Genomic DNA, 14,500 nt, shown 5'->3' on the forward strand with positions numbered 1-14,500 from the left:
CCACCCTGCCCGGGTATCCCGAGGCGCCAACTCCCGTCCCCCGTGTGAACTTCGGCGGCGCGGCGGACCACCCGCATGGCCCGAATGGAGTACTGTTGCGAGCCCTGGGTCCGGTCTCCCACCTGGGTGCCCGGAGCCTTCCAGGACCGCCGGGAGGGGGCTCGCTGCACAGGGTGACCAAAGTGGTCACTGAGAGTTGCGAAAAGGTAACCGTGCCATAACGGCGACCTTGGGCCCATGCCCGACACGCCGGGCAACTCGGCAAGGTTGTGGCAGGCTGCACCCGGGCAGGCCACACTCGACTAGCGGAAGCAGCGACGCACGTGACGTCGGCAGGCACCACCCGGGAGGTCCCCATGCCCGAACTGCGTGTCGTGGCCGTCAGCAACGACGGCACACGGCTGGTGCTGAAGGCTGCGGACAGCACGGAGTACACGCTTCCGATCGACGAGCGACTGCGCGCCGCGGTGCGCGGTGACCGTCCGCGTCTCGGCCAGATCGAGATCGAGGTGGAGAGCCACCTCCGCCCCCGCGACATCCAGGCGCGTATACGTGCCGGTGCCAGCGCGGAGGAAGTCGCCTCGCTCGCCGGAATCCCCGTCGACCGCGTCCGCCGCTTCGAGGGACCCGTGCTCGCCGAGCGCGCCTTCATGGCCGAGCGGGCCCGCAAGACCCCCGTACGCCGTCCCGGCGAGAACACCGGACCCCAGCTCGGCGAGGCCGTCTCGGAGCGTCTGCTCCTGCGCGGCGCCGACAAGGAAACCGTCCAGTGGGACTCCTGGCGCCGCGACGACGGCACCTGGGAAGTCCTGCTCGTCTACCGCGTCGCGACCGAACCGCACTCCGCGAGCTGGACGTACGACCCGCCGCGGCGGCTCGTGCAGGCCGTGGACGACGAGGCGCGCTCGCTGATCGGCGAGACGGACGACATCGCCGCTCCCGAGCCCAGCTTCCCGTTCGTGCCGCGCATCGCACGGCTGCCCCGTGACAGGCCCTCGCTCGACCGGCCGCTGGACCGCGCCCTGGACCGGCAGTTGGAGCGTCCCGGCGTGCCGCTGCCCCCGGAGCCTTCGGAGGAGGGCACGGCGACCGCCGCGACCGCCGCCGTGTCGGAGTCGGAGCGGGACTCGCTCACCAGCCTCCTGGAGGCGGTGCCGAGCTTCCGCGGCGACATGATCGTGCCGGAGCGCCCCGCGCTGCCCGCGACCGATCTCCCGCCCGCGGAGGAGCCCGAGCAGGACCCGGAGACCGAGGAGCCCCCCGCGGCATCGGCCGGCGCGGGTGCCGCGTACGCGGACGTCCTGATGCCGCGCTCGGTGGCCAGCCACCGCGACCGCCTGACCGGCACCACCGACCGCCAGGCGGAGGCCGACGGCGTCCGTCCAGGGCGACGCGCGGCGGTGCCCAGCTGGGACGAGATCGTCTTCGGCACGCGCCGCAAGAAGCAGGAGTAGCAGGGCGTCATAACGTCGTCAGGGGCCCCGCACCGTGCAGGTGCGGGGCCCCTGCCATGCCCTCGGCTACTGGGGGTCCGGGCCCTTGGCCACCGGGCGGGACTCGTCCGACGACCACTCCGACCACGAGCCGACGTACAGCGACGCCGGGATGCCCGCCACCGCGAGGGCGAGCACCTCGTGGGCGCCGGACACGCCGGAGCCGCAGTAGACGCCGACCTCGGAAGTGTCGGATGCGCCCAGGGAGTTGAAGCGGTCCGCGAGGTCGGCGGCCGGCCGGAAAGTGCCGTCCGCCCTGACGTTCTCCGTCGTCGGCGCGGACACCGCGCCCGGGATGTGACCGCCGACGCGGTCGATCGGCTCCACGTCACCGCGGTAGCGCTCGGCCGCGCGGGCGTCCAGGAGCAGCCCGGAACGGGCGAGGGCGGCCGCGGCGTCGGCGTCGAGGAGGTCGGTGGTGTTCGGCTCGGGGGCGAACGACCCCGGGGCCGCCGGGCGCTCGTCCCCGGACTCCAGCCGACCGCCCCACGCGGCGAGCCCGCCGTCGAGCACCCGCACGGAGGGATGACCCGTCCAGCGCAACAGCCACCAGGCGCGTGCGGCGGCCCAGCCCTGCCCGCCGTCGTACACGATCACGTCCCGGTCGGCCGAGACCCCGGCCGCCCGCATCACCGCCCCGAAGCGCTCCACGTCCGGCAGGGGATGCCGTCCGCCCGAGCCGGCCGGACCCGCGAGCTCGGCGTCCAGATCGACGAAGACGGCGCCGGGGATGTGGCCCTTCTCGTACTCGGCCCGGCCGTCGAAGGCGGGGGCGCCCGCCGCTTTGGCGGTGCTCAGCTGCCAGCGGATGTCCAGGAGCACTGGCGGGTTCTCGCCCGCCAGGTCGCTCGCGAGTTCGGATGCGGAGATGATGGCATTCATGGGCCCCATCCTTGCGCACGGGGTGGCCGCAGCGGCCAGGTCCGGCTACCCTGCTCCGCCGTACGACCGCCGAACACGCGGCGTATGGAAGCGGGCACACCGTGTACTGCCGAACGACACCACAGAGCAACCGCGCGTTTACGGATGAGAAACGGCAAACCGGGCATCCTCTGGGCGGAGCCGGGACACGCGGCGCGGCCGGAGCGCGGGGCGCCGCGGGTGGTGCGAGCATCTGCACGGGCGGGCCAGGGCGCGACATAGGTACGTGCATTCGATATGCGGAGCCGAGCGGCCACCTGAAGGGCCGAGGAGAGAGTGACGATGACGGAGGCACGGGGGTCGACGGGCCGGCACGACGGCTCGGGGGCCGTCCGCCGCGCGCCCGGCACACCCACCTGGGTGAGCCTGATGGCGCACGGCCTGGCCACGACCCAGGAGTTCTACGGAGCCTTGTTCGGCTGGGAGTTCCAGCCGGGGCCGGATCAGCTCGGGCCCTACGTACGGGCGCTGCTCGACGGCCACGAGGTCGCCGGGATCGGTCAGCTGCCGCCCGACCACCATCTGCCGATCGCCTGGACGCCGTACCTGGCGTCGGACGACGTGGACGCGACGGCCGAGGCCGTGCGGCACTGCTGCGGCACGATCGGTGTCGGTCCGCTGGACGCGGGCCCGGCCGGGCGGATGGCCATCGCGGTGGACCCCGCGGGCGCGGTGTTCGGGATCTGGCAGGCGGCGGAGCATCTGGGCGCCGCCATCGGCGGGGAGCCCGGTGCCCCGGCCTGGAACGAACTGGTCACGCAGGAGACGGCAGGCGTCGTCAAGTTCTACCAAGCGGTCTTCGGATATACCGAAGAGGCGGTCGTCTCGGCCGACTTCGACTACGTCACGCTGCAGGTCGACGGCCGGCCGGTGGCCTCGGTGCACGGCGTCGGCCAGGCGCTGCCGCGGGACCGGGGCGCGCACTGGATGACGTACTTCGAGGTCGCCGACGTGGGCGAGTCGGTGGAGCGGGTCGTGGAACTCGGCGGCCACGTCGTCAGGCCGCCGCACGCGGGCGCCCACGGCCAGGAGGCCACGGTCGCCGACCCGGAGGGGGCGGTCTTCACACTCGTGCGCTCGGAGAGCTGACTCAGACGCGGGCGGACGTGTCGACCGGCAGCACGTCCGGCGACAGGGCGCCCGCGTGTGAGGTCGCCGCCGTCATCCGGCGCCTGTGGTGACGGCGGCACAGCACTTCGTAACCCACTTCGTCCGCCGCGTGGTTGACGTCGCCGATGACGACCTGAGCGCCTTCGACGACCATCGCGCCGCCTATGGTGCGGGCGTTGTGGGTGGCGCGGGCGCCGCACCAGCACAGCGCCTCGACCTGCAACACCTCGACGCGGTCGGCGAGTTCGACCAGGCGCTGCGAGCCGGGGAAGAGCTTGGAGCGGAAGTCCGTGGTGATGCCGAAGGCGAAGACGTCCAGACCCAGGTCGTCGACGACGCGCGCCAGCTGGTCGATCTGGCCGGGGGCGAGGAACTGCGCCTCGTCCGCGATCACGTAGTCCGCGCGGCCGCCCTGCGAGAGATGGTCGACGAGGTGGGCGTAGAAGTCGAAGTCGTCGGCCGCCTCGATCGCGTCCGTGACGAGACCGAGCCGCGAGGAGAGCTTGCCCTCGCCCGCGCGGTCGTCCCGCGTGAAGATCAGCCCCCGCAGGCCTCGGGCCGACCGGTTGTGCTCGATCTGCAGAGCCAGGGTGCTCTTTCCGCAGTCCATCGTTCCGGAGAAGAACACCAGCTCGGGCATGGGGAGTTGCGGCCTTTCGGGACGTGCGGGTGCGGTAACGGGTCGGCGGTCTCTGGTCAGGAGCGTACTTCGAGGAGCGGTACGAGCTGCTCGACGGCAGTCATCGAGCCGTGCATGCCGACCAGGGCCGACTCCTTCGGCTCCCTCTCGGAGGCGATGATCGCCACGTCGTCGTGGGCCGCCGCGACGATGTCGCCGATGCGTCCGTACACCCGCTCGTCCACGGCGCCGGGCGGGCCGAACCAGCCCGCCGCGATCGCCTCGTCCCGGCTCGCCACCCAGAACTGCTCGCCGAGCACCTCGCGCCAGACGGTCAGGACGTCGTTCTCGGCGCCCGGGACCGCGTACACATGGCGCGCACGGCCCTCGCCGCCGAGGAGGGCGACTCCGGCGCGCAGCTCCCAGTCCTCGTCGAAGTCGATGCGGGACTGCTCGTCGAAGGGGATGTCGAGCATGCCGTGGTCGGCGGTGACGTACAGGGCGCTGCGGGGCGGGAGCTGTTCGGCCAGGCGCTGGACCAGGCGGTCGACGTACATCAGCTGGCCGCGCCAGGCGTCGGAGTCGACGCCGAAGCGGTGCCCCTTGCCGTCGACCTCCGCGTAGTACGTGTAGACCAGCGAGCGGTCGCCCGCGGCCAGTTGCTCGGCCGCGAGGTCCATGCGGTCCTCGCCGGAGAGCCGGCCGCGGAAGCTGCCGCCGCTCAGCGCGATCTTGGTGAGCGGGGTGTTCTCGAACGTCGGGGAGGACACCTGGGCGGTGTGCACGCCCGCCGCGTGGGCCTGCTGGAAGACGGTGGGGTACGGCTGCCACTTGCGCGGGTCCGTCCACGGGTTCCAGCGGAGCTGGTTCATCAGCTCGCCGGTGGCGGGATTGCGCACGGTGTAGCCCGGCAGGCCGTGCGACGCGGGCGGCAGACCCGTGCCGACGGAGGCCAGGGAGGTCGCGGTGGTGGCGGGGAAGCCCGAGGTGATGGGGCGTCCGGTGCCGCCGCGGGAGGAGCTGATGAGCGAGGTCAGGAAGGGCGCCTCGTCCGGGTGGGCGCGCAGCTGCTCCCAGCCGAGGCCGTCGATCAGGAAGACGCAGTTCCGGTCGGCCGGGGCGAGTTCCGGGATGACGGGCGCGAAGCCTTCGACACCCTGGTGGGAGACGAGCGTGGGCAGCAGGTCGGCGAGCGAGCCCACGCCGTACTCGGGCAGGGGCGCGGAGTCGAGGGCGAGCGGCTGCACGTCGTCCCAGGCGGGCAGGGACATCAGCGGGCGGTGTCCGCGGTCGCCTCGGACAGCGCCTGGGCGAAGGCCAGGGTCTGGCGCACGGTGTCCGGGCCGTCGCCCGCCTCGCTGACGCGGAGGCTGAGGTCGTCGGCGGTGGAGCTGCCGGTGTATCCGTGGTCCGCCTCGCAGTTGGGGTCGCCGCAGGCGGCGGGCTCCAGGTCGATGCGCGACACGGCGCCCCAGCCGATGGTCAGGACGACCTCGCGGGGCAGCGAGCCCGGGACGTACTTCTCGGGGTTGGCGACGACGCGGCTGACGACCACGGACGAGATCCGGCCGATTTTCACGGACTCCGTGGAGGTCGTCGCATACGGCGTCGGGGAGGTGCTGTCCGCGGCCTGCTCGTCGGTGTGGCTGACGATGAAGCGCGTGCCCGTCAGGACAAGGACCGTCACGTGCCGGCGCACTTCGTTCGCGTCGAACGTGGTCTCCTGGTGGACCAGGTACGACCCGATGGGTTCGCCGCCGATCGCGGCCTCCACCGCCTCGGCCACGAGGGCCGGGTAGTAGCCGCTGCGCTCGATCGCCGCGCGCAGCCCCTGGGTCGTCGTACCGGTCTTTGCCATGCCGTCCATCCTACGACCCGGCGGAGGCCGCCCGATGCCCCACTGGCCGCCTCAGTACCCGGGCAGGGCCCGTGGGCCGAGGTCGCCACGGGCCGGCGGGGGCGCGAGCCGCACGGAGGCGCCGAGCACGGAGAGGCCGCGCTGGGCGACGACCACGGGCTCCAGGGACACGGCGACCACCTCGGGGTGATCGTCCACGAGGCGCGAGACCCGCTGGAGGAGCTCTTCGAGGGCCGGGGTGTCGACCGGCGCCGAACCGCGCCAGCCGAAGAGGAGCGGGGCGGTCCGGATGGATCTGACCAGGGAACCCGCGTCGCGCTCGGTGACCGGGACCAGGCGGTGCCCGGTGTCGCCGAGCAGCTCGGACGGGGCGCCGGCGAGCCCGAACGAGAGCACTGCTCCGGCCGCCGGGTCGATGACCGCGCGGACGACGGTGTCGACACCGCGGGGTGCCATGGCCTGCACGACGGGCCGCAGCTCGGCGGGCTTGCCGAAGGCCCGGGTCAATTCCGCGTAGGCCCGGCGCAGTTGTTCCTCGTCCGCCAGGTCGAGCCGCACGCCGCCGAGATCGGCGCGGTGGCGCAGGTGCGGGGCGGTGGTCTTGAGGGCCACGGGGTAGCCGAGCGCGCGGGCGGCTTCCACGGCCGCGTCAGGGTCGGGCGCGGGCCGGGCGTCCCGTACGTCGATGCCGTACCGCCCGAGCAGCTCGCGGGCGTCGTCCTGGGCGAGGGTGGCGCCGCGCGGGTCGTCCTGCGCGGCGAGCAGCTCGTCGATCCGCCGGGCCGTGCCGCTCTCGTCGATGTCCTCGTACTCGTGGACCTTGCCGGGTTCCTTGGCCTCCCGCCGCCACTGGGCGTACTTCACGGCTTCGGCGAGGGCCCGGACGGCGCGCTCGGCGGCGGGGTAGGCGGGGATGCGGTACGGCTGCGCCGGGCTCGGGCGGTCCTGGAACTCCGACTCCCCCACCCTGGCCGCCGCCGCTGTGGGCAGGCGTCCCGCAGGGCGATTGGAGTCTCCCCTGCTCGAACGAAGTTGAGAGCTGGGGGAAGGGTGGGCACAGCTCCCGCTGCCGGGTGCTGGTGCAGGGGCGTCAGGGCGAGTCCGCGTAGCTGCGGCCAGCGCTTCGGCGAGTCCGCCGAGCTCGACGTGCACCACGGCCACGGGCTTCGCCGGGCACCCGGCGGCAGCCGACCGCAGCGCGGCGGCAAGCTCCTCGCCCTCGGGCGACCCCATGGCCCCGTCCTCCCCCACCCAGGGGATGGCGGTGACGATCACGGCGTCGCAGGCGTCGTCGGACAGCGCCTCGGCGAGCGCGGCCCGGAAGTCGCCCGGGGTTGCCCCCGTGGTCAGATCCCGCGGCGGCAGCGGCCGAAGCCCGTCGGCGACGCACGCGTCGTACGTGAGAAGCCCGAGCGTCTCGGAGTTCCCGAGGATCGCCACCCGCGGCCCGGAGGGCAACGGCTGCCCCGCGAGCAGCAGCCCCGCGTCCACCATCTCCGTGACGGTCTCGACCCGGATGACCCCCGCCTGGCGGAGCAGCGCCGACACCGTGGCATGCGGAAGCCGCGTGGCCTGCACCGCGTGCCCCGTGGGGGCGATCCCGCTGTGCCGCGCCCCCTGCACCACCACCAGCGGCTTCGCCGTCGCCGCGCGCCGGGCGAGCCGCGTGAACTTGCGCGGGTTGCCGATGGATTCGAGGTACATCAGGGCGACATCGGTGTCCGGGTCCTCGTACCAGTACTGGAGGACGTCATTGCCCGAGACGTCCGCGCGGTTGCCCGCGCTCACGAAGGTCGACAGGCCCGCACCACGCCGGTGCAGCCCGGAGAGGAGCGCGATGCCGATCGCGCCGGACTGCGTGAAGAGGCCGATCCTGCCGCGCTCGGGGGGATGCGGGGCCAGCGAGGCGTTGAGGCGCACGTCCGGCGACGTGTTGATGACCCCGAAGGCGTTCGGGCCGAGGATGCGCGTGCCGTACGACCGGGCCTGGCGCACCAGTTCGCGCTGCCGCTCCCGCCCTTCGGGACCGCTCTCCGCGTACCCGGCGGAGATCACGACGAGCCCGAGCACCCCGCGCTCCCCGCACTCGTCGACGGCCTGCGGCACCCGGTCGGCGGGCACGGTGACGACGGCGAGCTCGACGGTCTCGTCGATGTCCCGCACGGAGCGGTACGCGGGCACCCCGTCGACCTCGGCGCCTTTCTCGAACGCGCTGTTCACCGCGTACAGCCGCCCCGTGAAGCCCGCTTCGCGCAGGTTCCGCAGGACGCTGCGCCCCACGCCGCCCGGCGTGCGTCCGACGCCGATCACCGCGACCGACTTCGGCGTGAGCAGCCGCTGCACCGACCGCGCCTCGGCCCGCTGCTCACGGGCGCGCTGCACGGCGAGCGAGCGGTCGGTCGGTTCCAGATCGAATTCGAGCCGTACGACGCCGTCCTCGAAGCTGCGTTTCTGCTGGTAGCCCGCATCCGTGAACACCTTGATCATCTTGGTGTTCGCGGGCAGCACCTCGGCGGCGAAGCGGCGGATGCCACGCTCCCTGGCGACGGCGGCGATGTGTTCGAGGAGGGTGGAGGCGACTCCCCTGCCCTGATGGGCGTCCTGCACGAGGAAGGCGACCTCGGCCTCGTCGGCGGGCGCGCTGGCGGACATGCCGCGCTCGTCGATGCGGTCGAAGCGCACGGTGGCGATGAACTCGCCGCCCACCGTGGCCGCCAGACCCACCCGGTCCACCTGGTCGTGATGGGTGAAGCGGTGCACGTCCTTGGCGGACAGCCGGGGGTAGGGCGCGAAGAAGCGGTAGTACTTCGACTCGTCCGAGACCTGTTCGTAGAAGCTGACCAGGCGGTCCGCGTCCTCGGCCGTGATCGGCCTGATCCGGGCGGTGCCTCCGTCACGCAGGACGACATCGGCTTCCCAGTGGGAAGGGTATGCGTGCCGGTCCGACGGGGTCTGCATGGGCCCAGGGTACGGGTCGCGGGGGCGCCTTGGCCGGGGCAGGCTAGGAGACGTCGAACAGCGGGACGAGGGCCCGGGGCTCGAGGACGTACGGTCGACGGGGCACCGGACCATCGGCAGGCACCGTACGGACCGACGGCCGCCGGAGCACTCGCGACGGCATGAGACACTGGTCTAGACAAGTGTGAGACACCTGGAAGGGCAGCAACACATGGCTGAGCGCCGCGTCAACGTCGGCTGGGCCGAGGGCCTTCACGCCCGACCCGCCTCCATCTTCGTCCGCGCGGCCACCGCCGCCGGCGTCCCCGTGACGATCGCCAAGGCTGACGGCAACCCCGTGAACGCCGCCTCCATGCTCGCGGTGCTCGGTCTGGGCGCGCAGGGCGGCGAGGAGATCGTGCTCGCCTCCGACGCCGAGGGTGCGGACGCCGCCCTCGACCGTCTGGCGAAGCTGGTCGCGGACGGCCTCGAGGAACTCCCCGAGACCGTCTGACCAAGGCTGGTACTCATACGCCGTAGGGCCCTCCCCCGAAATGGGGGCGGGCCCTACGGCTTTTCTGTCCCCTTTTACCGAATACCGGCACAGGACATCGAAAGCGGAATTCGGGCAGCACAATTACTCCGCCACCGAATAGCACTTCTTTGTATACGGCGCCTGTGTTAATGCCGGAGGCCGACCGTGTTTACGGCATGTTGCGAATCCCTCACACGATCACCGTCGCGGTCCGGTGACCGCGCGGGAAGAAGCGCGGCCGGTGCGCGGCCGTCGTCCGCTCCGTGTGGGCGGCGGTGAGCGACCTGGCCCGCTCCGCGTCCCCGCGGGCCACCGCGTCGACGATCGCGGCGTGCTCGGCCCAGGCTTCGGCGGGAGCTGCCGTCGTCTCGACCACGTACATCCAGGCGATCTTGTGCCGGAGCTGGGTGAGCAGTGCCGTGAGGCCCGGGCTGCCGGATGCCTGGGCGAGCGTCTCGTGGAACCAGCCGCCCAGGGAGCGCAGATCCTCGCTGTGGCCGCGCCTCGACCGCTCCTGGCCGAGCCTGACGAGACCGCGCAGGACCTTCAGGTGCGCCTCCGTGCGGCGCTGGGCGGCGCGGGCCGCGCCCAGGGGTTCCAGGAGCGCGCGGATCTCCAGGAGGTCGGCGGCCTCCTGCTCGGTGGGCTCCGCCACGCACGCGCCCGCGTGCCGGCGCGTGACGACGAAGCCCTCGGCCTCAAGGGTGCGCAGGGCTTCGCGCACTGGGACGCGGGAGACCCCGTAGCGGCGCGCGAGCAGTTCCTCGGTGAGCCGGCCACCCCGCTCGTAGACACCGGAGACGATGTCGTCCCGGATGGCCGTGCATACCGAGTGCGCGGGAATGCGCATGACTGACCTCCGCCTTAATCCCCGCGAAACGCGGTCGATCGACGCCTGGTCTGTGACTCTATTGCAGGGCGGCCGAATTTCCGACGGCAGGCTGAAATCCAGGGATACTTTTGGCCAAAGGAGATACGGGAACGGCGAAAGCCCCGGCTCTCGGGGAGCCGGGGCTTTCGGTGAATCAGGGGCGCTTCACGCGTCCGCCTTGGACCGCCGGGGTCAGACGTTGACGCCGTGCGAGCGGAGGTACGAGACGGGGTCGATGTCCGTGCCGTAGTCCGCGCCGGTGCGGGCCTCGAAGTGCAGGTGCGGGCCGCTGGAGTTGCCGGTGGAGCCGGAGAGGCCGATCTGCTGGCCCGGAGTGACCGTCTGGCCGACCGTGACGCCCAGGGACGACATGTGGCCGTACTGGGTGTACGTGCCGTCGTTCATCTTGATGACCACGTTGTTGCCGTAGGCGCCGCCCCAGCCGGCCTCGACGACGGTGCCGGAGCCGACCGCGTGGACCGAGGTGCCGGATGCGGCGTGGAAGTCGACGCCGGTGTGGCTGCCGGAGGACCACATGGCGCCGCCGGTCTGGTAGCCCGTGGAGACGTACGAGCCGGAGATCGGGGAGACGTAGCTGTTGAGGCGCTTGCGCTCGGCCTCGCGAGCGGCACGCTCCTTGGCCTCGCGCTCCTTCTTGGCCTTGGCCTTCGCCTCGGCCTCGGCCTTGCGCTTCGCCTCTTCGGCCTTCTTCTTCGCGGCCTCTTCGGCCTTCTTGGCGGCCGCGGCGGCGTCGGCGGCCTCCTGCTGGACAGTGGCCTGCGCGTCGATGCTCTCGGCGAGCGAGTCGCCGACGGAGACGGCCTGGGTCAGGCCGGTGTGCTCAAGGGCCGCCGCGTCGTCGGCGGCGAGCGCCGGAGCGGCCAGGCCTCCGATGACACCGGTGGTGGTGAGGGCGGCGACGCCCGCCACGTTCGCGGTCGTACGCGTGAGGCGGCTCGGGCGACGGTGCTTCCCGGTGGCACGGGTGAACGCCATGAAGCGGCTGATCCTTTCCTTCCTTCTCGCCTACCGGGTTAGCTGACGGGTTCGGAGCAGGAAGGTCTCCTACGAGTCCCTCACCTGACGGCAAGGTTCCCGATTCACCCCAAGGGGACATGTGGGTCCCCGGCTCCCCTGGCTCGCGCCGTACGGGGACTCGGCGATGACTGTCCGGTGCCGCGGGTGCGGCGTACTGCATGACGAACAGCCGGGATGACGCTAAGCGGGCCATCTTTCAAACGACAAACGGATCAGAGCTTTTGTAGCGCACGCCACAGGCCAGACACGTAACCTCCATATCAATTCGGACATATGAGGACCCCAGTGATGAATCTCAGCCACTGGGGTCCCGATATGTCCTGACTGTCACTCAGCCCGTGACCACACTCACTTCACCGATGCCGAGGGCCCTGACGGGCTCCTCGATCTGCGCGGCGTCACCGACGAGCACCGTCACCAGGCGGTCCACCGGGAAGGCGCTCACGACGGCGGCAGTGGCCTCCACGGTGCCGGTCGCGGCCAACTGGCGGTACAGCTGGGCCTGGAAGTCGTCCGGCAGGTGCTGCTCGACCTGGTCCGCGAGGGTGGCCGCGACGGACGCCGCCATCTCGTACTTGAGCGGGGCCACGCCCACCAGGTTCTGCACGGCGACATCGCGCTCGGCGTCCGTGAGGCCGTCGGCCGCGAGGGTGCGCAGGACCTTCCACAGGTCGTCGAGCGCGGGACCCGTGGACTCGGTGTCCACGGAGCCGCTGATGGCGAGCATCGCGGCGCCGGTGCCGTCCGGTGCGGAACGCAGGACCTGGGCGAACGACCGTACGCCGTAGGTGTATCCCTTCTCCTCGCGCAGGACGCGGTCCAGGCGTGAGGTGAGGGTGCCGCCGAGGCAGTACGTGCCGAGCACCTGCGCGGGCCAGACGCGGTCGTGGCGGTCCGGTCCCACGCGGCCGATGAGCAGCTGCGTCTGGACGGCTCCGGGGCGGTCCACGATGACGACACGCCCGGTGTCGTCCGCGGTCACCGGGGGCACCGGACGCGGCTCGGCGGTGCCGCCCGTCCAGGCGCCGATGGTGTCGGCGAGCACGGCGTCGAGGTCGACGCCGGTCAGGTCGCCCACGACGACGGCGGTCGCCGTGGCGGGACGCACATGCTTCTCGTAGAAGGTGCGCACCGCCGCCGAGTCGATGGCCGTGACCGTCTCCTCGGTGCCCTGCCGGGGGCGGGACATGCGCGAGGTGGCCGGGAAGAGCTGCCGGGAGAGCTCCTTGGCGGCGCGGCGCCCCGGGTTCGCGGCCTCGTGCGGGATCTCGTCCAGGCGGTTGCGCACGAGGCGCTCGATCTCGCTGTCCGCGAAGGCGGGGGCGCGCAGAGCGTCGGAGAGCAGGCCGAGCGCCTTCGGGAGGCGGGAGACCGGGACTTCGAGGGAGACGCGCACGCCGGGGTGGTCGGCGTGCGCGTCCATGGTGGCGCCGCAGCGGTCGAGTTCCGCGGCGAAGTCCTCGGCGGAGTGCTTGTCGGTGCCTTCGTTGAAAGCCCTCGCCATGATCGTGGCGACGCCGTCGAGGCCCGCGGGCTCGGCTTCGAGCGGCGCCTCCAGGTGGACCTCCACCGCGACGACCTGCTGGCCCGGGCGGTGGCAGCGCAGCACCGTGAGGCCGTTGTCCAGGGTGGCGCGCTCGGGCGCGGGGAAGGCCCACGGCCGTGCGGCGCCGGCCTGGGGCTGCGGATGGAACTGCATCGTTGCGGCCTCGGTCACTTCGCCGCCTCCTGTTCGTCCTCGTCGGTGGCTTCGGTGGCGGCAGCGCCGTCGATGGGCTCGTACACGAGCACCGCGCGGTTGTCGGGGCGCAGGCGGGCCGCCGCGGCAGCCTTGACCTCTTCCGCGGTGACGTCCAGGACGCGCCCGACGGCGGTGAGGGCGAGCTGCGGGTCGCCGAACAGGACGGCGTACCGGCAGAGTTCGTCCGCGCGGCCCGCCACCGTGGAGAGGCGGTCGAGCCACTCGCGCTCCAGCTGTGCCTGGGCGCGCTCCATCTCCTCTTCGGTGGGGCCCTCTTCCGCGAAGCGGGCGAGCTCCTCGTCGACCGCGGCCTCGATGACGGGGACCTCGACGTCACCGGACGTCTTCACGTCGAGCCAGCCGAGCGAGGGGGCGCCGGCGAGCCGCAGCAGGCCGAACCCGGCCGCCACGGCGGTGCGGTCGCGGCGCACGAGGCGGTTGTAGAGCCGGGAGGACTCGCCGCTGCCGAGGACCGTGAGCGCCAGGTCGGCCGCGTCGCACGCGCGCGTGCCGTCCTCCGGGAGGCGATAGGCGGCCATCAGGGCGCGGGCGGGGACCTCTTCCTCGACGACCTCCCGCAGCTCCTTGCCGATCGTGTCCGGCAGCGAGCCGTCGCGCGGCGGCTGCTTGCCGTCGTGCGAGGGGATGGACCCGAAGTACTTCTCCACCCAGGCGAGGGTCTGCTCCGGGTCGATGTCACCGACGATCGACAGCACCGCGTTGTTGGGCGCGTAATAGGTACGGAAGAACGCCCGGGCGTCCTCCAGCGTCGCCGCGTCCAGGTCGGCCATGGAGCCGATCGGAGTGTGGTGGTAGGGGTGGCCCTCGGGGTACGAGAGGGCGGTCAGCTTCTCGAAGGCCGTGCCGTACGGGACGTTGTCATAGCGCTGGCGGCGCTCGTTCTTGACGACGTCCCGCTGGTTCTCCATGGATTCTTCGTCGAGCGCGGAGAGCAGCGAGCCCATGCGGTCGGCTTCCAGCCACAGGGCCAGCTCGAGCTGGTGTGTGGGCATGGTCTCGAAATAGTTCGTGCGCTCGAAGCTCGTGGTGCCGTTGAGCGAACCGCCCGCGCCCTGCACCAGCTCGAAGTGGCCGTTGCCCTGGACCTGCTTCGAACCCTGGAACATGAGGTGCTCGAAGAGGTGCGCGAGGCCCGTACGCCCCTTGACCTCGTGGCGTGAACCGACGTCGTACCAGAGGCAGACCGCGGCGACCGGGGTCAGGTGGTCCTCGGAGAGCACCACGCGCAGGCCGTTGGCCAGCCGGTGCTCGGTCGCTGTCAGGCCGCCGGAGCCGGCCTCGGCTGTGGCCGTGTGACCCATGGGCATGTACGTCCCTTCGATCGCGAAAAGCTGGAAATTCTGCCAGTCCTGACAC

At 72.1% G+C, this 14,500-nt stretch carries 11 protein-coding genes, 1 pseudogene and 1 riboswitch; of the genes and pseudogenes, 3 read left to right on the top strand and 9 right to left on the bottom strand.

The features are described from left to right. Positions 1 to 356: 356 nt before the first annotated feature. Positions 357 to 1,454 (top strand): septation protein SepH, encoded by a 1,098-nt coding sequence (sepH, locus tag ACWGIH_RS13595; protein ID WP_453443347.1) that lies wholly within the window; start codon positions 357 to 359, stop codon positions 1,452 to 1,454. Positions 1,455 to 1,520: 66 nt separating this feature from the next. Here the strand turns inward: sepH and ACWGIH_RS13600 are convergent, their stop codons facing one another. Further along, entirely contained in the window at positions 1,521 to 2,375 is an 855-nt protein-coding gene (locus tag ACWGIH_RS13600) for a sulfurtransferase (protein ID WP_453443349.1), read from the bottom strand. Between the two features lie 321 nt (positions 2,376 to 2,696). Between ACWGIH_RS13600 and ACWGIH_RS13605 the strand changes: the two genes are divergently transcribed. Beyond that, positions 2,697 to 3,503 (top strand): VOC family protein, encoded by an 807-nt coding sequence (locus tag ACWGIH_RS13605; protein WP_453443350.1) that lies wholly within the window; start codon positions 2,697 to 2,699, stop codon positions 3,501 to 3,503. 1 nt (position 3,504) lies between these two features. Here the strand turns inward: ACWGIH_RS13605 and ACWGIH_RS13610 are convergent, their stop codons facing one another. Genes ACWGIH_RS13610 through ACWGIH_RS13625 form a run of 4 tightly spaced genes read right to left on the bottom strand, consistent with a single transcriptional unit; the run spans position 3,505 to position 8,959 of the window. Further along, the gene (locus ACWGIH_RS13610) at positions 3,505 to 4,164 is read right to left on the bottom strand and encodes a thymidine kinase (RefSeq protein WP_453443352.1); all 660 of its coding nucleotides are present in this window, start codon (positions 4,162 to 4,164) and stop codon (positions 3,505 to 3,507) included. Positions 4,165 to 4,220: 56 nt separating this feature from the next. Further along, a complete protein-coding gene (locus ACWGIH_RS13615; RefSeq protein WP_453443354.1) occupies positions 4,221 to 5,414 on the bottom strand; it encodes an alkaline phosphatase family protein in 1,194 nt (397 codons plus the stop codon). Next, positions 5,414 to 6,010, bottom strand: coding sequence for a DUF5998 family protein (locus tag ACWGIH_RS13620; protein WP_361842999.1), 597 nt, complete (start codon positions 6,008 to 6,010; stop codon positions 5,414 to 5,416). The genes ACWGIH_RS13615 and ACWGIH_RS13620 overlap by 1 nt, the downstream gene beginning before the upstream one ends. Before the next feature lie 42 nt (positions 6,011 to 6,052). Continuing rightward, positions 6,053 to 8,959, bottom strand: coding sequence for a bifunctional acetate--CoA ligase family protein/GNAT family N-acetyltransferase (locus ACWGIH_RS13625; protein WP_453443355.1), 2,907 nt, complete (start codon positions 8,957 to 8,959; stop codon positions 6,053 to 6,055). Positions 8,960 to 9,170: 211 nt separating this feature from the next. Here ACWGIH_RS13625 and ACWGIH_RS13630 point away from each other — a divergent pair, with 211 nt between their 5' ends. Further along, positions 9,171 to 9,452 carry an HPr family phosphocarrier protein gene (locus tag ACWGIH_RS13630; protein WP_190085156.1) on the top strand — a complete coding sequence of 94 codons (282 nt, stop codon included), beginning with the start codon at positions 9,171 to 9,173 and terminating at the stop codon, positions 9,450 to 9,452. Between the two features lie 167 nt (positions 9,453 to 9,619). On the opposite strand, the pseudogene ACWGIH_RS13635 reads toward ACWGIH_RS13630, so the two are convergent. The 4 genes and pseudogenes from ACWGIH_RS13635 to ACWGIH_RS13650 form a co-directional block, all read right to left on the bottom strand. Further along, positions 9,620 to 10,323 (bottom strand): annotated as a pseudogene (locus ACWGIH_RS13635) (GntR family transcriptional regulator). Positions 10,324 to 10,536: 213 nt separating this feature from the next. Further along, the gene (locus ACWGIH_RS13640) at positions 10,537 to 11,340 is read right to left on the bottom strand and encodes a M23 family metallopeptidase (RefSeq protein ID WP_453443356.1); all 804 of its coding nucleotides are present in this window, start codon (positions 11,338 to 11,340) and stop codon (positions 10,537 to 10,539) included. A gap of 12 nt (positions 11,341 to 11,352) precedes the next feature. Then, positions 11,353 to 11,516, bottom strand: a riboswitch (cyclic di-AMP (ydaO/yuaA leader). Positions 11,517 to 11,713: 197 nt separating this feature from the next. Further along, entirely contained in the window at positions 11,714 to 13,099 is a 1,386-nt protein-coding gene (locus ACWGIH_RS13645; protein ID WP_453443358.1) for a M16 family metallopeptidase, read from the bottom strand. Further along, complete coding sequence (locus ACWGIH_RS13650) at positions 13,096 to 14,451, bottom strand: M16 family metallopeptidase (RefSeq protein ID WP_453443360.1); 1,356 nt, start codon at positions 14,449 to 14,451, stop codon at positions 13,096 to 13,098. Before ACWGIH_RS13650 ends, ACWGIH_RS13645 begins: the two co-directional genes overlap by 4 nt. Between the last annotated feature and the right edge of the window lie 49 nt (positions 14,452 to 14,500).

The sequence above is a fragment of the Streptomyces sp. NPDC054872 genome (assembly GCF_053610705.1).